Source organism: Klebsiella sp. LTGPAF-6F (assembly GCF_001753185.1).
Lineage (GTDB): Bacteria > Pseudomonadota > Gammaproteobacteria > Enterobacterales > Enterobacteriaceae > Klebsiella > Klebsiella michiganensis.
Genome location: NZ_CP017450.1, coordinates 748,375 through 767,063 on the forward strand (window position 1 = coordinate 748,375; position 18,689 = coordinate 767,063).

Sequence of the window (18,689 nt, forward strand, 5' to 3'; positions counted from 1 at the left end):
ATTTTATTGATGCAGAACAAAGTAAAAAGAGGAGAGCAGGAATGATGGGCGCTTGCGCTTAATGTAAATTTATCCGCTTATAAAATAAGCAAAAATGGGGCCTGAACGCAGGAAATTCAGGCTCAAAAGGAATAACGTCAGGCGAGCAGCGCGTCGTTAAGCAGGTCAACCAGCAGCAGCAGGGCGTAACGCGCGGCCTGAGCATTCTCAGGCAGGGGCAGCAGCGCGGAGGCCATATTGCTTAACGCGTGGTTGGCGGGGGTGAGGGCGAAAATTGTCGCTTCCTGTACCCGGGCCAGTAGGGTCGCGCCCTGCAAAATCGCGTCGGCCTCGCCGGTTGCCAGCACCAGCAGGAGATGATCGTCGCTGAGGGTACTGGCGATCATCCGCATCAGGGCGCTGTCCTGGCAGAGATTCATCACGATCCCGATGGAGAGCAGCTGGTGCTGAAGCAGCGTCGCCAGCGCGATGTCCTGTGCGCCGAGGGCGAAACAGTGTACGGCGCGGGCATTTTGCAGGCGCGTGCGCAGCTTTTGCAGCGTTGATTCGGGCGTGCTCACCAGCTGCTGCTCAAGATGTGTGCTAATCAGGCTTAATTTGTCGCGCCACGCGGCGGGCAGCGCGGCGCTCTCCTCGTTAAGCCAGCTGGTACGACGTTCGCAAGCCTGCGCCAGCTGCTTTCGCAAATCACGAATATCCTCGCAGCCGACGGAGCGGGCAAAGCGGGTAATTGTGGCTGCGCTCACGCCAGCGCGCACCGCCAGTTCATCAATCGAAGCGCTGGCGGTAAAACTTAAATTCTGCAGAATAAATGCCGCGACTCTTGATTCCTGAGCGCTAAAGCGTGTCATGCCTTCCTGTAACTGTCCTACGATATCCATGCTTTCAGCCTCTTTCTCCGCCACCGCCTGATTGAAAATATTTTTCAAGTAATGAGGGCTTTTTATACCACGCAATCACGCACAATGCCTGAGATTATTGCCGCTTTCGCTTTTATGCCGGGGTAAAGAGGTGAAAAATAACGCTCCGATCACGTACGTGAAAAAAATTTTCATATAGCCTTCACCGATACCGGCACCTCGTCTTATAGTCGATGGTGTCTGTTTAGCGCTCGCTTACGCCAAATCCATTGGGAGGAATTATGCCACGTATCGTCCTGTGCTGCGCCGCCGGAATGTCCACCAGCATGCTGGTTAACAAAATGAAGGCCGAGGCGCAGCAGCGCGCGCTGGGGCTGGAGATTTACGCCGTACCCGTCGCCGAGTTTGAGCGCGAGTTGCCCAATGCCGACGTGATCTTACTGGGGCCTCAGGTGAAGTATGAAGCGGCCCGATTGACGGAGCTTGCTGCACCGCACGGGAAAGCCGTGGCGGTGATCGACATGGCGGATTACGGCATGATGCGCGGGGCCGCCGTCCTCGATAAAGCGCTCGCTCTGCTGAACTCCTAACCCTTTCCCATCAACGCGTTCATTTCGCAACGCCGCTGCGGCCTTGCGCGGGGATCTGTACGCCAAAAATGAGGCCACTATGCAAACATTGAAAATTGCCGTCATCGGCGGCGGCAGCAGCTATACGCCGGAACTTATCGAAGGCATTATCCTTCGCCATCAGCAGATTCCGGTCACGGAACTGGCGCTGGTGGATGTCGAAGCCGGGCGCGAGAAAGTGGCGATTATCGCCGCGCTGACCCAGCGTATGCTAAAGCGCCATGGCCTTGAACAGGTGAAGGTCAGCGTGCATTTCGGCCTCGATGAGGCCATTCGCGGCGCTCAATTCGTGCTGACCCAGCTGCGGGTTGGGCAGCTGGCGGCGCGGGCGGCGGATGAGCGGTTGGGGCTGAAGTACCATCTGCTGGGTCAGGAAACCACCGGCGTCGGCGGCTTTGCCAAAGCGCTGCGCACGATTCCGGTGATTTTACAGGTTGCCCGCAAGGTGGAAGCGCTGGCGCCCGACGCCTTTATCCTTAATTTTACCAATCCGGCAGGGATCGTGACGGAGGCGGTGAGCCGCTACAGCAGCGCGAAAATCATCGGCCTGTGCAACGTGCCCATCAATATGCAGCACATGATTGCCGGAATGCTGGACGCAAAAGAAGAGGAGGTCCGGCTGAGCTTTGCCGGGCTGAATCATATGGTCTGGGTACACAAGGTGATGCAGGGGCGGGAAGAGGTGACCAGTAAGGTCATCGACATGCTGTGTGACGGTCAATCGCTCTCGATGAACAATATTCAAGCGCTGCCGTGGCCGGCGGAGTTTCTGCGGGCCCTGAAGGCAATCCCCTGTCCCTATCATCGCTATTTCTGGCTGACGCCGGCGATGCTGGCGGAAGAGATTGAGGCGGCGAAAACCAAAGGCACCCGCGCGGAACAGGTGATGAAGGTGGAACAGGAGCTGTTTGATATCTATGCCCGGCCCGAGCTGGATGAAAAGCCCGAACAGCTGAGCTTCCGCGGCGGGGCGTACTACTCCGAAGTGGCGGTGGAGTTGATTAACGCCATCTACAACAATCTTGGCAAAGAGATGGTCGTCAACACCCGCAACAACGGCGCGATTCACGGGTTTGATGATGATGCGGTGGTGGAAATTAACAGCATTATTGACGCGCAGGGCGCACGACCGCTGGCCTTTGGCGCGCTGCCGCCGATCATGAACGGACTGACGCAGCAGGTGAAAGCCTTCGAGCGCTTGACGATTGAGGCCGCGGTCCACGGCTGCCGGGATAGCGCGCTGCTGGCGCTGGTGAGTAACCCGCTGGTCGGGAATGTGACCGATGCCCGGGCGCTGCTTGATGAGGTGTTAACCATCAACCGCCCCTGGTTAACGCAGTTTAACTAAACTTTTCCGCCTTCGGGGATACCACTATGTCTCGTACTTCATTTATTGAACGCTATGTCATGCCCGCCGCGCTGAAAATCGGCGGTCAGAAGCATGTCCTGTCGGTACGCGACGGCATTATTCTCAATATGCCGTTTATGCTGATTGGCTCGTTTTTCCTGATATTCGCCTACCTGCCGATTCCCGGCTACGGTGAGATGATGACCAGCGTGTTTGGCGATGCCTGGCGCGATAAGATGCTGTACCCGGTCAAAGCGACCTATGACATCATGGCGCTGCTCTCCGCGTTCGGCATTGCCTACCGGCTGGCGGAAAAATATCGCACCCTGGACCCGCTCAGCGCCGGGGCGATGTCGCTGGTGGCGTTTGTGATGACGATCCCCCAGGTGACGCTCTTTACGCCGGCAGACGGTTCGGCGGCGCAACTTGTCAAAGGCGTGCTGCCGGTGGGGATGATTGGCAGCCAGGGGCTGTTTGTGGCGATTGTGATTTCGCTGCTTTCCACGGAGATCTACCGCCTGGTGGCCAGCCGTAATCTGGTGATCCGCATGCCGGAGGGCGTACCGCCCGCGGTGGCGAAATCTTTTCTCGCCCTGATCCCCGGCTTCTGCGTGCTGGCCGTGGTGCTGGCGCTGCGCCTGATCGTTGAAGCTTCGCCGTTCGGTGATATCAATAGCATGATTACCACCCTTATCGGTATTCCCATGTCGCACGTCGGCGGTTCGCTGCCGGGGATGATTATCTCGGTGATCCTGATTGGTATCCTGTGGACCCTGGGGCTGCATGGCGACACCATTGTGCTGGTGTTTATTCGCCCGGTCTGGCTGTCGAATATGTCGGAAAACCTGGAAGCGTTTCAGAATGGGCTGCCGATCCCGCATATCATCACCCAGCAGTTTTATGACCTGTGGATTGCGCCCGGCGGTACCGGAGCGCTGTTAGGGCTGGTGATTTTTATGCTGCTGCGCAGCCGTAGCCAGCAGATGAAACAGCTGGGGAAAATTGCCGCGCCGGGAGCGCTGTTCAATATCAGCGAGCCGATGGTATTCGGCATTCCGCTGGTGATGAACCCGTACTTCTTCCTGCCGTTTATTTTGACGCCGGTCCTGCTGGTGATTGTCTCGTATACCGCGATGGCCACCGGGCTGGTGATGAAGCCAGCGGGGATTGCGCTGCCGTTTACCACGCCTATTTTTATGAGCGGCTATCTGGCGACGGGAGGGCACATTTCCGGCGCGGTGCTGCAGGTGGTGAACCTGGCGATCTCGCTGGTGATCTACTATCCGTTCTTCCGGGCATGGGATCGCCTGAAGGCGAAAGAAGAGCAGGCGTCCGCGCAGCCGGAAGCCAGCGCGACGCTGTCTGCGGCCGATCGTATTTAAAGCATATTCCCGGAGGCGGCGCTTGACGCGCCTGTCCGGGCTACCGGCTCGCAGAAGATGGTGAACCTGTAGCCCGGGTAAGCGCAGCGCGACCCGGGACTCTCAGCGTAAGCCGTGGGTTACTCCTGCAGCCACCATACCGCTTCAAACGGACGCAGGGTCATATCGGCAGGGCGGTTCGCCGCCTCCGCGTAGTTGCTCATCAGCATCCGCCAGTCGCCGCTCATCGCTTCCGGCTGCCAGCGCTGGAACTCGCGGCTCAGGTTCGCCACGACCACCAGGGTTTGCCCCTGCCACTGACGGCGATAGCACCACAGCGACGGATGTTCCGGCAGCAGATCCTGATAGTCGCCCCAGGTCAGCACCGGCGTGCTCTTGCGCAGCGTAATCAGCTGCTGATAGGCATAAAACACCGATTCCGGGTCCGCCAGCGCCGCCTCGGCGTTAATCTCGCGATAGTTATCGCACAGCGCAATCCACGGCTCGCCGGCGGTGAATCCGCCGCCCTCACCGCTGTTCCACTGCATGGGCGTGCGGCTGTTATCGCGCGATTTGCTAGCCAGAATCGCCAACAGTTCATCCGCATCCCGGCCCTGCGCCGCGCGTTCGATAAACATGTTGTGGCTCTCAACGTCGCGATAATCGGTAATGCGCGTAAAGTGCGGGTTGGTCATGCCAATCTCTTCGCCCTGATAGATATAGGGCGTGCCCTGCATGCCGTGCAGCACCATCGCCAGCATTTTCGCCGCCGGGACGCGGTACTCCCCCTCGTCGCCGAAGCGGGAGACGATGCGCGGCTGATCGTGATTACACCAGAACAGCGCGTTCCACGCGCGATTGTGCATCCCCTGCTGCCAGTGCCTGAACAGCGATTTCAAGGCCACAAAATCCGGGCGCGCCAGCGTCCACTTCTCGCCGCCGGGATAGTCCACCTTCAGATGGTGGAAGTTAAAGGTCATCGATAGCTCGCTGCCGTCGAGCGCCGCGTACTTCTGGCAATGCTCAAGCGTGGTGGAGGACATTTCGCCCACCGTCATCAGGTTGCGCGGGGTAAAGACATCGCGGCTCATCTCCTGCAAAAATTCGTGCGCTCGTGGACCGTCGGTATAGAAGCGCCGGCCGTCACCCGCGGTATCGGACGGGAAGGTTTGGTCTTTGGAGATAACATTGATCACGTCGAGGCGCAGGCCATCGACGCCGCGATCGGCCCAGAATTCGCAGACTTTTTTCAGCTCCGCGCGCACCGCCGGATTTTCCCAGTTCAGATCCGCCTGCTCGACGGCGTACAGATGCAGATAGTACTGCTCGCTTTCGGCGTGCCACTGCCAGGCGTTGCCGCCAAACTTAGATTGCCAGTTGTTCGGCGGCGTGGTCGGTTCGCCGTCGCGCCAGATATAGAACTGACGATACGGGCTCTCTTTGTTGAGCGCTTCGCGGAACCAGGCGTGCTCGGTCGACGTGTGGTTCAGCACCATATCCAGCACGATACGAATTCCTCGCGCCTTCGCCTGGGCCACCAGCTCGTCGAAATCGTCGAGCGTGCCGTAGGCGGGATCGATAGCGGTATAGTTGGCCACATCGTAGCCGTTATCCACCTGCGGCGAGACGTAGAACGGCGTCAGCCAGATAGCGTCAACGCCGAGCTTTTGCAGATAGTCGAGGCGGGAGGTCACGCCGCGCAAATCGCCGGTGCCGGTCCCGGTGGTGTCCTGGAAACTCTTCGGATAGATTTGATAAATAACGCCGTTTTGCCACCAGAGGGGAAGGGTATTCATACTTGCGTTCCTGCTACAAAAAAGGGGGCGACAGCGCGCCCCGAAAATAAGACGTCAGACAATCTGTAAGGTGCCCTGGCGGAATTTGCGCTGGTAAACAACCGTTGTCAGGACAATCGGCACGACCACGGCGATAGCCATCGCCAGCGCGTAAACCTGCCAGTAGGTTGGCTGAATGGAGAGGATACCCGGCAGGCCGCCGACGCCGATGCCGTTGGCCATCACGCCGTTCAGTCCGCACAGCAGCCCGGCAAGACCGGAGCCGACCATCGCGCAGAGCATCGGGAAGCGGTATTTCAGGTTGATGCCGTACATGGCCGGTTCCGTGACGCCGAGGTAGGCGGAAATGGCGGCCGGAACGGAGATTTCGCGTTCGTTCTGTTTACGGCTGGCGATGATGATACCCACCACCGCCGACGCCTGGGCGATGTTGGACAGCGCGATCAGCGGCCAGACCGGCGTACCGCCCATGCTTTGAATCATCTGCATATCGATGGCGAGCGTGGTCTGATGGACCCCGGTAATCACCAGCGGCGCGTACAGGAAGCCGAACAGCGCGGCGCCAATCGGCGCGAAGCTGCCGGTTAACAGATGACGCACGGCCCAGGCCACGCCGTCGCCAATCATGCGGCCAACCGGGCCGATAAAAGCGTGGGCGAGAAAGACCGCCAGGATCAGTGAACAGACCGGCACGATCACCAGATAGAGGTAGTCAGGCACGATGCGTTTCAGCCGCGTTTCGATAAAGCCGAGCGCCAGCCCCGCCATCAAGGCCGGGATCACCTGCGCCTGGTAGCCGACTTTCTCAATGGTGAACAGGCCGAAGTTCCATACTTCCGGCACCTGCTGGCCCAGCAGGTAGGCATTCATCAGCTGCGGAGAAACTAACGTAACGCCCAGCACGATGCCGAGGATTGGCGTGCCGCCCATTTTCTTTACCGCGGACCAGCAGATACCCACCGGCAGGTAGAAGAAGATCGCCTCGCCAATCAGCCACAGGAAGTCATAAAGGGTTTTCAGCGACGGGTGCATCTGCGCCAGCGTCTGGCCGTTGCTCATCGGCAGATCGCCGATCACGTTGCGGAAGCCTAAGATCAGGCCGCCGCTGATCAGCGCAGGCAGCAGCGGGAAGAAGATCTCCGCGAAGTGTGAAATGAGCTGTTCATGCCACTTCATATTCTGCCGCGCGGCTTTCTTGGCTTGTTCTTTATCGGCGCTGGCCTGGCCGGTGGTCGCCAGCAGCGCTTTATAGTAGTCGCCAACCTCGGTACCGATCACCACCTGGAACTGACCGGCGTTGGTAAAGCAGCCCTTCACCATGCGGAGCTGTTCAATTTCTTTCGGTTTGGCAATGGCTGGATTATTCAGCACAAAGCGCAGACGGGTAATACAGTGGCTGACGGTGGCGATATTGTCGCGCCCGCCCACCAGTTCGATAAGTTTATCGATGTCCTGCTGATTCACTTTACTCATGATGAGGCCTCATGACCGAGGGGAGAGGTTGCATTTAACTTGCATTGGATCCTACTCGCTCCGCTTGAATTGCAAAATGGGAACGTTCCCGAAACCCAGCGAAGATCACATAAATCGTTAAGACAGGCTTAATTCAGTACGGCGGGAATCACGATTTGACGGGGTTCACGGTTTCCGGCGATCTGCTCGATCAGCTGCTGCGCCGCCTGGCGTCCGGACTCGGCGTAGCCGGGATCGACCGTGAGGATCTCCGGGTGGAGAAACTTCATCAGCGGCGTGCTGCCGACGCTGGCGAGCTGGAGACGATCGATTCCCTGCTGCTGGAGATATTTGCTGGCTCCCAGCGCGAGGGTATCGGTGGCGCAGACCAGCGCGCTGGTTTCAGCCGACAGCACGCCGGCGACGTTTTCGTAGCCCTGCTTCATGCCCAGACCCGGCAGCGCGGCGAGGGGCGTGAGGTGTTTTTTCTGGCAGAAATCGAGGTAGGCCTGGTGGCGGCGCTGCCCGGTGGTGATGTCGCTGTGCGGCACGCCGAGGAAACTGATGTGGCGATGCCCGCGATCGTACAGGCGCTGCATCAACATCCTGATCGAACCTTCATCGTCATAGCAGACGGAGGCGATGCCCGGCGCGTCGCGGGCCAGCAGCACCAGCGTCTCTCGCCACGGGGTGAGCATCTCTTCATGGATGCCGGTGAAACCAAACAGCACCACGCCGTCGATATTGCGCCGGGCGAGCATGCCGAGATGCTCCTCGACCAGCGCCGGGGAGAACTGGCTCTCCATCATAATCGGATCGTAGCCCTGAGCGTAAAAGGCGGGAAGCATGGTCTGTACGGCGAGGTTTTCCGACAGCGAATCCAGACGGGTGACGATGATCGCCACCACTTTATCGCTCTGGCCGCGCATCGCCCTGGCGGAACGTGAGGGCGAAAACCCGTGCTGCTGCATCACCGCTTCAACGCGCTCACGCGTGCGTTCGCTGACGCCGCTTTCGTTATTAAGCACGCGCGATACCGTCGATTTCCCGACGCCGCTTAAGCGTGCGATATCTTTGATGGTCAGCCGGTTTTGCATGCAGGGTTCTCGTTGTGGTCCGCTTAAAGTGAGCCTAATGCTACTCAACGAAACCACAATGAGCAAAGTCTGGTTTACGTCTGGTTTAGTTGCCCGGGGGTATTATCGCCATAATAGCCACAAATAGATTATCGGCGACGGTATAATTCGCGCCGTTTGTATTCATTTACCGGAGATTTTATGGACCCCGATCCCACTCCTCATCCTCGATGGAGCCCCCTTTTTTTCCGGTAAATCTGCGTAGCGCTGCTTTACCGGAAGCGTAAAGCAGCGATGTCTTTGACGTCCCTGCCATAAAAATAACATGCCTGACAGGTAAGGTTGACTCGCGCCTGTCGGTAGCCTGCGTTCGCTCGCGCGAGCGCGGAGGGACTGTTTATGTTTAAAAATTTTACCCGCCAGCTGTTTGCCCAGCTTGGTCGTCATTTACCGCGTCGTTTAGTACAACGCGATCCGCTACCCGATGCCCGCAATCTGGCGAGCGCGCCGATCCCGGACTCCCTCGGCAAGCAGTGCCTGGACGTGGCGGCAATGGATGAGAATGAAATCTGGCGCGCCTTCGCCAGCCATCCGGAAGGGCTAAATGCGGGCGAAGTGGCGCAGAAAATCGCGCAGTATGGCGAAAACCAGATCCCGGCGCAGAAGCCGTCGCCGTGGTGGGTGCATCTTTGGAGCTGCTACCGCAACCCCTTCAACCTGCTGCTGACCGTTCTGGGTATCGTCTCCTACTCAACGGAAGATCTGTTTGCCGCCGCGGTTATCGCCCTGATGGTGGGGATCTCCACGCTGCTGAACTTTATTCAGGAAGCCCGTTCAACTAAAGCGGCGGACGCCCTGAAGGCGATGGTCAGCAACACCGCGACGGTCCTGCGGGTGGTGAACGAGCAGGGCGAGAGCCGCTGGTGCGAGCTGCCCATCGACCAGCTGGTGCCGGGAGATATCGTCAAGCTATCGGCGGGAGACATGATTCCGGCAGACCTGCGCGTCATTCAGGCGCGCGACCTGTTTGTCGCTCAGGCCTCGCTGACCGGTGAATCGCTGCCGGTCGAAAAAGTGGCCCGCACCCGCGACCCGCTGCAGGCAAACCCGCTGGAGTGCGGCACCCTGTGCTTTATGGGTACCAACGTGGTGAGCGGTTCGGCGCAGGCGATTGTTTTCGCCACCGGCGGCGGTACCTGGTTTGGTCAACTGGCTGGCCGCGTCAGCGAGCAGGAAAGCGAGCCGAACGCCTTTCAGAAAGGCATCAGCCGGGTCAGCATGCTGCTGATCCGCTTTATGCTGGTGATGACGCCGGTTGTGCTGCTGATTAACGGCTATACCAAAGGCGACTGGTGGGAGGCGGCGCTGTTCGCGCTCTCCGTCGCGGTGGGCCTGACCCCGGAAATGCTGCCGATGATCGTCACCTCGACCCTGGCGCGCGGGGCGGTGAAGCTGTCGAAACAGAAAGTGATCGTCAAGCACCTCGACGCGATACAGAACTTTGGCGCGATGGACATCCTGTGCACCGATAAAACCGGCACCCTGACGCAGGATAAAATCGTGCTGGAGAACCACACCGATGTCTCCGGCAAGGTGAGCGAACGCGTGCTGCATACGGCATGGCTTAACAGCCACTATCAGACCGGGCTGAAGAATCTGCTCGATACCGCGGTGCTGGAGGGCGTCGAGCTGGAGTCAGCGCGCGGGCTGGCGGAACGCTGGCAGAAAGTCGATGAGATCCCGTTCGATTTTGAGCGTCGCCGCATGTCGGTGGTGGTGCAGGAGCAGGACAACGTCCATCAGCTAATCTGCAAGGGGGCGCTGCAGGAGATCCTCAACGTCTCGACCCAGGTGCGCTATAACGGCGACATCGTACCGCTGGACGACACCATGCTGCGGCGCATCCGTCGCGTAACCGACACCCTCAACCGTCAGGGACTGCGCGTGGTGGCGGTGGCGACGAAGTACCTGCCCGCCCGAGAAGGCGACTACCAGCGCGCGGATGAATCCGACCTGATCCTTGAAGGCTATATCGCCTTTCTGGATCCGCCTAAAGAGACCACAGCCCCGGCGCTGAAAGCGCTGAAGGCCAGCGGCATTACGGTCAAAATCCTGACCGGAGACAGCGAGCTGGTGGCGGCCAAAGTCTGCCACGAAGTAGGTCTGGATGCGGGTGACGTGGTGATCGGCAGCCAGGTTGAAGCGCTGAGCGATGATGAACTGGCCGAGCTGGCAAAACGTACCACCCTGTTTGCGCGCCTGGCGCCGCTGCACAAAGAGCGTATCGTGACTCTGCTGAAACGCGAAGGACACGTAGTGGGATTTATGGGCGACGGCATTAACGACGCTCCGGCGCTGCGCGCGGCGGATATCGGTATTTCCGTCGACGGCGCGGTGGATATCGCCCGCGAGGCGGCGGATATCATCCTGCTGGAGAAGAGCCTGATGGTGCTGGAAGAGGGGGTTATTGAAGGCCGCCGGACCTTCGCCAATATGCTCAAATACATCAAAATGACCGCCAGCTCCAACTTCGGCAACGTGTTCAGCGTGCTGGTGGCCAGCGCCTTCCTGCCGTTCCTGCCGATGCTGCCGCTGCATCTGCTGATCCAGAATCTGCTGTACGATGTATCCCAGGTCGCCATTCCGTTTGATAACGTTGACGATGAGCAGATCCGTAAACCGCAGCGCTGGAACCCGGCGGATCTCGGCCGCTTTATGGTCTTCTTTGGGCCAATCAGTTCGATATTCGATATTCTGACGTTCTGCCTGATGTGGTGGGTGTTCCACGCCAACACGCCGGAACATCAGACCCTGTTCCAGTCCGGCTGGTTCGTGGTTGGCCTGCTGTCGCAGACGCTGATTGTGCATATGATCCGTACGCGGCGGATCCCCTTTATCCAGAGCCGCGCGGCCTGGCCGCTTATTGTGATGACGCTGCTGGTGATGGTAGTGGGGATTGCGCTGCCGTTCTCGCCGCTGGCGGGCTACCTGCAGCTTCAGGCGCTGCCGCTCAGCTACTTCCCATGGCTGATTGCGATCCTTGCGGGCTATATGACGCTAACCCAGATGGTCAAAGGCTTCTACAGCCGCCGCTACGGCTGGCAGTGAGCGAGGCGCTTTACGTGCAGAAACAACAAAGGCAGCCCCGGGCTGCCTTTGTTCATACTGTCTACGATTAGCGACGAATGGCGATCGCTTCAATCTCAATTTTTACGTCTTTCGGCAGACGCGCCACTTCCACGCAGGAGCGCGCCGGGAAGGTGGCGTTGTGCTCGGTGAAGAAGGCTTCATAGGTGGCGTTAACGGTGGCGAAATCGTTGAGGTCTTTGACGAAAACGGTGGTTTTAACGATATCGCCCACTTTCAGGCCCGCGGCTTCGACGATAGCTTTCACGTTCTCCAGAGACTGACGCGCCTGAGCGGCGACATCTTCCGGCACGCTACCGGTTTTCGGGTCTACCGGGATCTGGCCGGAAGTGATGATCATGTTACCCAGATCGACGCCCTGAACGTACGGGCCGATGGCTGCTGGCGCATTTTCCGTCGCGATAGTTTTAGACATGAGTTCTCCTGAAATATGTGAATGTAATCTGACTGGCGTGGGTCATTATAAAGAGTGCTGGCTGCTTTATCATTAAGCAGGCCGCATTTTGCGAAGGAGAAAAGCGGATAACGCAGCGCGCTATCCGCATAAGGCGTGAGCCTGAAGGATGAAGTTAGTGGGTGACTTCCGTCCATGCCATGGCCCAGTCAGAACCTGTGCCCGGTTCGAACTGAGTGGCGTACTGGCTCCACTGCACGCAGTAGCCGCTGTAGGGGAACGGGCGACATTGGTACACTTTGCCGTTTTTAGGCTGCATGACTTTCGTTCCCGCCTTATAGCTTTTCAGGTTATCCGGGAAGGTATAGTCGTAGTTTCCCGCAGGCGCAGGCGTCGGGGTCGGATCCGGCTGAACCGTACTCTCTTCCAGCATCAGGTCAATGACCCCCTGGCTGAGGGTGGCGCCCTGCGCATTGCTGGCAGAGTAGCGCAGCATATGATGACCTGCCTGAACGTTGGTCAGCGGAATAGATACCGTCAGGGAGCGATTATCTATCGTCTGCTGAATGCTCCCTTTCTGCGTGCCCGCATGGTCGTTGACGGTGGCGGTGAGATGCATTTTGCCCCTGGCCGTGGCGTTGAACGTCACCGTCGCTTTCCCGTTGGCGATTTTGGTTGCGTTAACGTTGGTGACGCTCAGGGATTCTTCCACGATATCGTCTGACTGCGACTCGGCGTAGGTCAGCGTAACGCTTTGAACGGTGCTGTCTTTTGGCACATACACCTGGTTAACTCCGTGGAGGGGGGTAATGTTGCCATCACTCCCTTTTACCCCGGCGCGCAGCTTGCCCTGATGCGCGGTATTAATAGCTTCAGCCAGATCGTAAGACCACTGGCTGCTTTTTCCTTGCGCTTCGCTGGCGATGGTCAATTCCGTTTGCAGAGAATGAACTTCACCGCTCGCGTTAAAGAAATGGGCAATGACTTTATCTCCCGCATGCAGATCTTTCCCGCTAAGCTGGCCTGCGAGCTGCGTAGTCCAGAGGGATTCATTCTCCGTTTCATCGCTGGCGCCGCCGAAATCAACGTCAATGGCCTGATAAAAACTATTTGCCGTATCGGCAATTTCCCAGACGGCATAAATAACCTGATAGCCGGTGCGATCGGGTACATTACAGGAGTGCGTGACCTGTACAGCCGGCGTCGCGCCATTACCGTCGATTTGACAAAATGGCTTACTTTCAAAATCGCTGCGCGTCAGCGGCTTATTTTGATCCCAGTTCTGTTTGGTAATGTAATAACGCCAGTTAGTCGTTCTATGCGGCGCAGAATGGTGCCAGACGAAATTATTTTTACCGCTCTTTATCGTGGTTTTCGCCCAGCGAGTCGGGCTCTGGCTATCCAGCTGCGAGAAGTTGCTTTTACCCGCGCTGGCCAGTTTACCATCAGGCGGCATTGCCCCTTCAGGAAAACCGCTCGCTTGCTCGACGCTTTGCGGTTCCCACTGCACCGAACCGCAGTCGGTGTTTTTCCCTAAATGACATTGGTACGCCCGACTTGGCGGCGATTCCACATAGCCGTGAGCCAATGCTGAGGAGGTAAATAATAATGTTGCTGTATATAACGATATTTTTTTCACTTTCATAATTCATCCTGTGAACATTGATTAAAAAAATAGAAAACGCACTGGAGTGTATGAAGGGAAAAATTCAGGTTCAATAGCAGTGATATTTAATGATTAATCTCATTGTTTGTTATTTTTAATAATTAGACGTGTTGATGAGAAATTGATGAATGTTGGTTATCTGACCCGAGGTCAGTGAGTTGACGGCCGTGCGGATGATTTAAATTATCGTTCAGGAGCAGTCCCGCTTATCGGGCTGCTCCGGATAAAAGCTGGCGAATTTAATTTGCCAGCACGACATGATGTGAAAATTCTTTTTCACAATATTTGCACTTCAGCGCGATATCGTTTTCGCGTTTCTTCACCGCAAAGCTGGAGGATACCGGCTCGGCGTGGCTAATACAGTTGCTGTTCGGGCATACCAGCACGTTGTTAATACGGTCCGGCAGATTCGGTCGGGATTTACCGACGACTTCATACTCATCAATGCGGTTTACCGTGGCCTGCGGCGCGTACAGGGAGAGCTGGTTGACCTGCTCGTCGGTCAGGAAGGTGTTCTCAATTTTGATCAAATCTTTGCGGCCCATTTCGCCTGACGGCAGGTTCAGGCCGATGGTGATGCGCTGATCCGTTTCGGTCAGTTTGAATAGGGTCAGCAGCTTAAAGCCGACCTGCGCCGGGATATGGTCGATAACGGTGCCACGTTTGATGGCTTCTACCTGTAATTTATTGTCGTGTGTCATCTCTTTTTCCCCTTACAGTGCCAGATCGCTATTCAGTACCAGCGCCAGTAACGCCTGGCGCGCGAAGATGCCGTTGCCCGCCTGCTGGAAGTACCAGGCGTGCGGCGTTTTATCGACATCGGTGGTGATTTCATCAATGCGCGGCAGCGGATGCAGCACCTTCATGTTCGCGCGCGCGCCTTCCAGGTCGGCGGCGCGCAGGACGAACTGCGCCTTCACGTTGGCATATTCCGACGGGTCGAGGCGCTCTTTCTGCACGCGGGTCATATACAGAATGTCCACCTCTTCCATCACCTCTTCAAAGGCGCTATGCAGGCTCCAGGCAATGCCTTTTTCATCGAGCATGTCGAGGATGTACTGCGGCATGGCCAGCGCGTCCGGGGCGATAAAGTAGAAGCGGTTGCCGTTAAATTTCGCCAGCGCCTGGGTCAGGGAGTGGACGGTGCGGCCATATTTCAGGTCACCCACCATCGCCACGTTAAGATTTTCCAGACGGCCCTGGGTCTCCTGAATGGTGAACAGATCCAGCAGGGTCTGCGTCGGATGCTGGTTCGCGCCGTCGCCGGCGTTGAGTACCGGAATACCGCCGGAGAACTCGGTCGCCAGACGCGCCGCGCCCTCCTGCGGGTGGCGCATGACGATGGCATCGACATAGGTGCTGATGACCGAGATGGTATCGGCCAGGGTTTCGCCTTTTTTGCCCAGCGAGGTGTTGCTGCTGTCTGAGAAACCGACCACGCTGGCGCCCAGGCGGTGCATGGAGGTCTCAAACGACAGGCGGGTGCGGGTCGACGCTTCAAAAAAGCAGCTGGCGATCACTTTATGCTTGAGCAGCTCCGGCTGCGGATTGGCTTTGAGTTTTGCTGCGGTTGCCAGTACCAGTTCAAGGTCTTCGCGGCTGAGATCGTTTATGGAAATGATATGTTTTTGATATAGCGGGTTAGCCATGTTTATCTCCTGACGCCTGGGCAAAAAAAAAGCCCCTTAAATAAGGGGCTTTACGAATACGGATGCAACGGAAAGAAAAAACGGCAGGCCAGCGTCTGTTTTCAGACGCGGTAAGACGCGATGTCGTACACACTGAACCATAATTCCTCCCGGCAAAACGGGTGGCATTATACGCAGCTCATATTTCGGATCAAGCGATTAATCCACAAACAGGTAAACGTTTGCCTGGGGAATCATGCGTTAACGCAAAAAACCCGCAAAAAGAGGTGGTATGGCAGTCGGATGGGGGGTATAAACGCGAAATGAAAAGCTGTTTTATATTTGAGGGCTATTATGATCGTTGGAAATATTCACCATCTGCAAAGCGGGTTGCCGGCGTCTCTGCGTGAGGCGATCGAACATGTTAAAGCGCATGTCACCGACGCGACGCCGCTGGGTAAACATGATATTGACGGCAACAACTTGTTCTATCTCATTTCCGAAGATACCACCGAGCCGATGGCCGACCGCCGCGCCGAGTATCACGCCCGCTACCTGGATATCCAGATTGTACTGAAAGGCCAGGAAGGAATGACCTTTAGCGTTCTCCCTGCCGGCGCGCCGGATATCGACTGGCTGGCGGAGAAAGACATCGCTTTCCTGGCGGAGGGGGCGCAGGAAAAAACCGTCATCCTCAGCGAAGGCGACTTTGTGGTGTTCTATCCCGGTGAAGTGCATAAGCCGCTGTGCGCCGTCGGCACACCGGCGAAGGTGCGCAAAGCGGTTGTGAAGATGCTGATGGCGTAAAAAATACCCCGGGCTGCGGCTGGCGCCTTGCCCGGGCTACAGATCCGCGCGGTTTGGGGGCGGGTAGCCCGGATAAGCGCAGCGCAATCCGGGGGAATATCGCGAGAACGCTTACTTACCCAGCGTCGCCACCATCACCGCTTTGATGGTATGCATGCGGTTTTCCGCCTGGTCGAAAACGATGCTCGCCGCGGATTCAAATACCTCGTCGGTCACTTCCATACCACCGTGCAGGCCGTACTCCGCCGCCATCTGTTTGCCGAGCGTGGTCTGGTCGTCGTGGAACGCGGGCAGGCAGTGGAGGAATTTCACCTGCGGATTGCCGGTCAGCGCCATCATCTCGCTATTTACCTGATACCCGCGCAGCAGCGCGATACGCTCCGCCCACTTCTCTTTGGCTTCGCCCATCGATACCCAGACGTCGGTATAGATAAAGTCCGCGCCCTTCACGCCCGCCGCAATATCTTCGGTCAGCGTAATATTGCCGCCGTTTTTCTGCGCCAGCGCCCGGCACTGCTCGACCAGCTTCTCTTCCGGCCAGCAGGCGGTTGGCGCGACCAGACGCAGATCCAGCCCGGTCAACGCGGCGGCTTCGAGCATGGAGTTGCCCATATTATTCCGCGCGTCGCCGGCGTAGACCAGGGTCATCTGATTAAAGGCTTTGCCCGGCAGATGCTCCTGCATGGTCAGTAAGTCCGCCAGCAGCTGGGTGGGGTGGAATTCGTTGGTCAGGCCGTTCCATACCGGAACGCCGGCATACTCGGCCAGGGTTTCAACCACTTCCTGGCCGTGGCCGCGATATTGAATACCGTCGTACATGCGCCCCAGCACGCGGGCGGTGTCTTTAATCGACTCTTTATGGCCAATCTGGCTGCCGCTGGGGCCGAGCCAGGTGACGCGAGCGCCCTGGTCAAATGCGGCAACTTCGAAAGAGCATCGGGTGCGGGTAGAGTCTTTTTCGAAGATGAGCGCGATGTTTTTGCCGGTGAGATGCTGAATTTCAATATTGTTTTTCTTATCAGCTTTAAGCCTGGCCGCCAGCTCAAGCAGAGCGGTGATTTCGGCGGGGGTAAAATCGAGCAACTTTAAAAAATGCTTCTGATAAAACGCGGACATGGTTCCCTCACATGGCTCAAGCCATTTGTTGAATTAAAATTCACTTTATATGTATGAATATTCATTTGCAACCCCGTGTCATAAATCTTTCGCTCAGAAGGTGGAGGCAATCACGGCGGTATGTGACAATAGAAGCATCCGCGACACATTATGAGGAACGAGCCATGGCAAACCCGGAATTACTGGAAGAACAGCGTGAAGAAACGCGCCTGATTATTGAAGAGCTGCTCGAAGACGGCAGCGATCCTGACGCGCTGTACACCATTGAGCATCATCTCTCTGCCGATGATTTCGAAACGCTGGAGAAAGTGGCGGTCGAGGCCTTCAAGCTGGGCTACGAAGTGACTGAGCCGGAAGAGCTGGAAGTCGAAGAGGGCGATACCGTGATTTGCTGCGATATCCTCAGCGAATCCGCGCTGAATGCCGAGCTGATTGACGCCCAGGTTGAGCAGCTGATGACCCTGGCGGAAAAATACGACGTTGAATACGACGGCTGGGGCACCTACTACGAAGATCCGAACGGGGAAGACGAAGAAGGTGACGACGACGAAGATCTGGTTGATGAAGACGACGACGGCGTTCGCCACTAAGTAGCAGAGGTATACGGCGGTGCGATATGCCGCCGTATAGCAAGGAATTTTAATGGATTACCCGCAAATACTCGCCCCGATTTTAAGCTTTCTGCATTGCCCAACTCCTCAGGCGTGGATTGATGAAGCCCGTAAACCGGAAAACCTCCCGCTGCTGTTGACCGACCATATGGTGTGCGAGCTGAAAGCGGCGCAAAACGCTATGCTGCTGGTGCGTCGATACGTCGCGGATAAAGCGGACGCGGATGAGCTGCTGGCCTGCCTGAAGCCGTATGAGGACTTCACCTACCGCTGGGGGCCGGAGCCGGATTTCGTCGCGCTGCATAAGCAGATAAATAAAAGCGCCATGCCGCAGACCGACGATCCCTGGGGACGTCAGCTACTCGACAGCATGATTCTGCTGATCAAAGAGGAGCTGCATCACTTCTGGCAGGTGAGGGAAATCATGCTTTCCCGCGAAATCCCGTACGTCAAAATCACCGCCAGCAACTATGCCCGCGGGCTGCGCCGGGAAGTGCGTTCTCACGAACCGGTCATGCTGATCGATAAACTCATCTGCGGAGCCTATATTGAAGCCCGCTCCTGCGAGCGTTTTGCCGCGCTGGCGCCATGGCTGGATGACGATCTGCAGAAGTTTTATCTGTCGCTGCTGCGTTCCGAAGCGCGCCACTATCAGGACTATCTGGACCTGGCGCAGAGAATCGCCCAGGACGATATCAGCGAACGCGTGCGCCAGCTTGGCGAAGCGGAAGCGGCGCTTATTAACGCGCCTGAAGCGGAGTTTCGTTTTCACAGCGGCGTGCCCGCCTGAACGTCAGG

Annotated in this window: 19 protein-coding genes; 8 read left to right on the top strand and 11 right to left on the bottom strand. The window is 57.4% G+C overall.

Going from position 1 to position 18,689, the window contains the following annotated elements; translation table 11 throughout:
- Window positions 1-137: 137 nt before the first annotated feature.
- The gene (locus BJF97_RS03630; RefSeq protein ID WP_032695179.1) at window positions 138-881 is read right to left on the bottom strand and encodes a MurR/RpiR family transcriptional regulator; all 744 of its coding nucleotides are present in this window, start codon (window positions 879-881) and stop codon (window positions 138-140) included.
- A 305-nt stretch (window positions 882-1,186) separates the two neighbouring features.
- On the opposite strand from BJF97_RS03630, the gene BJF97_RS03635 reads away from it, so the two are divergent.
- From BJF97_RS03635 to celB, 3 genes are all read left to right on the top strand, one after another.
- Entirely contained in the window at window positions 1,187-1,450 is a 264-nt protein-coding gene (locus tag BJF97_RS03635) for a PTS sugar transporter subunit IIB (RefSeq protein ID WP_231718934.1), read from the top strand.
- Window positions 1,451-1,529: 79 nt separating this feature from the next.
- Window positions 1,530-2,837: a 6-phospho-beta-glucosidase gene (locus BJF97_RS03640; RefSeq protein ID WP_032695171.1), complete on the top strand. Its 1,308-nt coding sequence runs from the start codon at window positions 1,530-1,532 to the stop codon at window positions 2,835-2,837.
- Between the two features lie 26 nt (window positions 2,838-2,863).
- Window positions 2,864-4,219 carry a PTS cellobiose transporter subunit IIC gene (gene celB / locus BJF97_RS03645; protein ID WP_014227664.1) on the top strand — a complete coding sequence of 452 codons (1,356 nt, stop codon included), beginning with the start codon at window positions 2,864-2,866 and terminating at the stop codon, window positions 4,217-4,219.
- A gap of 119 nt (window positions 4,220-4,338) precedes the next feature.
- Here celB and treC read toward each other — a convergent pair whose 3' ends face one another.
- The 3 genes from treC to treR all read right to left on the bottom strand — a co-directional run bounded on the left by treC (window position 4,339) and on the right by treR (window position 8,543).
- Window positions 4,339-5,994 carry an alpha,alpha-phosphotrehalase gene (treC, locus tag BJF97_RS03650; protein ID WP_025107456.1) on the bottom strand — a complete coding sequence of 552 codons (1,656 nt, stop codon included), beginning with the start codon at window positions 5,992-5,994 and terminating at the stop codon, window positions 4,339-4,341.
- Window positions 5,995-6,048: 54 nt separating this feature from the next.
- Window positions 6,049-7,467 carry a PTS trehalose transporter subunit IIBC gene (treB, locus tag BJF97_RS03655; protein WP_014227666.1) on the bottom strand — a complete coding sequence of 473 codons (1,419 nt, stop codon included), beginning with the start codon at window positions 7,465-7,467 and terminating at the stop codon, window positions 6,049-6,051.
- A gap of 128 nt (window positions 7,468-7,595) precedes the next feature.
- Window positions 7,596-8,543, bottom strand: a complete 948-nt coding sequence (treR, locus tag BJF97_RS03660; protein ID WP_014227667.1) for a trehalose operon repressor TreR — start codon at window positions 8,541-8,543, stop codon at window positions 7,596-7,598.
- A gap of 180 nt (window positions 8,544-8,723) precedes the next feature.
- Here treR and mgtL point away from each other — a divergent pair, with 180 nt between their 5' ends.
- Together mgtL and mgtA are read left to right on the top strand one after the other, a co-directional pair.
- On the top strand, window positions 8,724-8,777 hold the full coding sequence (mgtL, locus tag BJF97_RS35615; RefSeq protein ID WP_219539102.1) for a mgtA regulatory leader peptide MgtL: 54 nt from the start codon (window positions 8,724-8,726) through the stop codon (window positions 8,775-8,777).
- Window positions 8,778-8,921: 144 nt separating this feature from the next.
- On the top strand, window positions 8,922-11,630 hold the full coding sequence (gene mgtA / locus BJF97_RS03665) for a magnesium-translocating P-type ATPase (RefSeq protein ID WP_032695172.1): 2,709 nt from the start codon (window positions 8,922-8,924) through the stop codon (window positions 11,628-11,630).
- A gap of 67 nt (window positions 11,631-11,697) precedes the next feature.
- On the opposite strand, the gene ridA is transcribed toward mgtA, so the two are convergent.
- From ridA to BJF97_RS32145, 5 genes are all read right to left on the bottom strand, one after another.
- Window positions 11,698-12,084: a 2-iminobutanoate/2-iminopropanoate deaminase gene (gene ridA / locus BJF97_RS03670; RefSeq protein WP_009652347.1), complete on the bottom strand. Its 387-nt coding sequence runs from the start codon at window positions 12,082-12,084 to the stop codon at window positions 11,698-11,700.
- A gap of 154 nt (window positions 12,085-12,238) precedes the next feature.
- A complete protein-coding gene (gene gbpA / locus BJF97_RS03675) occupies window positions 12,239-13,708 on the bottom strand; it encodes an N-acetylglucosamine-binding protein GbpA (RefSeq protein WP_038423978.1) in 1,470 nt (489 codons plus the stop codon).
- Window positions 13,709-13,968: 260 nt separating this feature from the next.
- A complete protein-coding gene (gene pyrI / locus BJF97_RS03680; protein WP_004098115.1) occupies window positions 13,969-14,430 on the bottom strand; it encodes an aspartate carbamoyltransferase regulatory subunit in 462 nt (153 codons plus the stop codon).
- Window positions 14,431-14,442: 12 nt separating this feature from the next.
- Window positions 14,443-15,378, bottom strand: a complete 936-nt coding sequence (gene pyrB / locus BJF97_RS03685; protein WP_032695174.1) for an aspartate carbamoyltransferase — start codon at window positions 15,376-15,378, stop codon at window positions 14,443-14,445.
- Window positions 15,379-15,414: 36 nt separating this feature from the next.
- Window positions 15,415-15,519, bottom strand: coding sequence for a pyrBI operon leader peptide (locus BJF97_RS32145; protein WP_072351778.1), 105 nt, complete (start codon window positions 15,517-15,519; stop codon window positions 15,415-15,417).
- A gap of 192 nt (window positions 15,520-15,711) precedes the next feature.
- Here BJF97_RS32145 and BJF97_RS03690 point away from each other — a divergent pair, with 192 nt between their 5' ends.
- Window positions 15,712-16,164: a YhcH/YjgK/YiaL family protein gene (locus BJF97_RS03690; RefSeq protein WP_014227671.1), complete on the top strand. Its 453-nt coding sequence runs from the start codon at window positions 15,712-15,714 to the stop codon at window positions 16,162-16,164.
- A 111-nt stretch (window positions 16,165-16,275) separates the two neighbouring features.
- On the opposite strand, the gene argF is transcribed toward BJF97_RS03690, so the two are convergent.
- Together argF and argL are read right to left on the bottom strand one after the other, a co-directional pair.
- Window positions 16,276-17,280, bottom strand: a complete 1,005-nt coding sequence (gene argF, locus BJF97_RS03695; protein ID WP_014227672.1) for an ornithine carbamoyltransferase — start codon at window positions 17,278-17,280, stop codon at window positions 16,276-16,278.
- Window positions 17,250-17,345 carry a putative translational regulatory protein ArgL gene (argL, locus tag BJF97_RS35620; RefSeq protein ID WP_370798676.1) on the bottom strand — a complete coding sequence of 32 codons (96 nt, stop codon included), beginning with the start codon at window positions 17,343-17,345 and terminating at the stop codon, window positions 17,250-17,252. Before argL ends, argF begins: the two co-directional genes overlap by 31 nt.
- Before the next feature lie 99 nt (window positions 17,346-17,444).
- Between argL and rraB the strand changes: the two genes are divergently transcribed.
- A complete protein-coding gene (gene rraB / locus BJF97_RS03700) occupies window positions 17,445-17,870 on the top strand; it encodes a ribonuclease E inhibitor RraB (RefSeq protein ID WP_004098122.1) in 426 nt (141 codons plus the stop codon).
- Between the two features lie 52 nt (window positions 17,871-17,922).
- Window positions 17,923-18,681, top strand: coding sequence for a tRNA isopentenyl-2-thiomethyl-A-37 hydroxylase MiaE (gene miaE, locus BJF97_RS03705; protein WP_014227673.1), 759 nt, complete (start codon window positions 17,923-17,925; stop codon window positions 18,679-18,681).
- The last annotated feature ends 8 nt before the right edge of the window (window positions 18,682-18,689 follow it).

Coding starts and splice junctions, on each gene's coding strand:
- gbpA (WP_038423978.1), bottom strand. CDS start 13,708: ATGAAAGTGAAAAAAATATCGTTATATACAGCAACATTATTATTTACC.
- BJF97_RS03690 (WP_014227671.1), top strand. CDS start 15,712: ATGATCGTTGGAAATATTCACCATCTGCAAAGCGGGTTGCCGGCGTCT.
- ridA (WP_009652347.1), bottom strand. CDS start 12,084: ATGTCTAAAACTATCGCGACGGAAAATGCGCCAGCAGCCATCGGCCCG.
- BJF97_RS03635 (WP_231718934.1), top strand. CDS start 1,187: ATGCTGGTTAACAAAATGAAGGCCGAGGCGCAGCAGCGCGCGCTGGGG.
- argL (WP_370798676.1), bottom strand. CDS start 17,345: ATGAATATTCATACATATAAAGTGAATTTTAATTCAACAAATGGCTTG.
- pyrB (WP_032695174.1), bottom strand. CDS start 15,378: ATGGCTAACCCGCTATATCAAAAACATATCATTTCCATAAACGATCTC.
- argF (WP_014227672.1), bottom strand. CDS start 17,280: ATGTCCGCGTTTTATCAGAAGCATTTTTTAAAGTTGCTCGATTTTACC.
- pyrI (WP_004098115.1), bottom strand. CDS start 14,430: ATGACACACGACAATAAATTACAGGTAGAAGCCATCAAACGTGGCACC.
- BJF97_RS03640 (WP_032695171.1), top strand. CDS start 1,530: ATGCAAACATTGAAAATTGCCGTCATCGGCGGCGGCAGCAGCTATACG.
- rraB (WP_004098122.1), top strand. CDS start 17,445: ATGGCAAACCCGGAATTACTGGAAGAACAGCGTGAAGAAACGCGCCTG.
- BJF97_RS32145 (WP_072351778.1), bottom strand. CDS start 15,519: ATGGTTCAGTGTGTACGACATCGCGTCTTACCGCGTCTGAAAACAGAC.
- celB (WP_014227664.1), top strand. CDS start 2,864: ATGTCTCGTACTTCATTTATTGAACGCTATGTCATGCCCGCCGCGCTG.
- mgtA (WP_032695172.1), top strand. CDS start 8,922: ATGTTTAAAAATTTTACCCGCCAGCTGTTTGCCCAGCTTGGTCGTCAT.
- treC (WP_025107456.1), bottom strand. CDS start 5,994: ATGAATACCCTTCCCCTCTGGTGGCAAAACGGCGTTATTTATCAAATC.
- treB (WP_014227666.1), bottom strand. CDS start 7,467: ATGAGTAAAGTGAATCAGCAGGACATCGATAAACTTATCGAACTGGTG.
- treR (WP_014227667.1), bottom strand. CDS start 8,543: ATGCAAAACCGGCTGACCATCAAAGATATCGCACGCTTAAGCGGCGTC.
- BJF97_RS03630 (WP_032695179.1), bottom strand. CDS start 881: ATGGATATCGTAGGACAGTTACAGGAAGGCATGACACGCTTTAGCGCT.
- miaE (WP_014227673.1), top strand. CDS start 17,923: ATGGATTACCCGCAAATACTCGCCCCGATTTTAAGCTTTCTGCATTGC.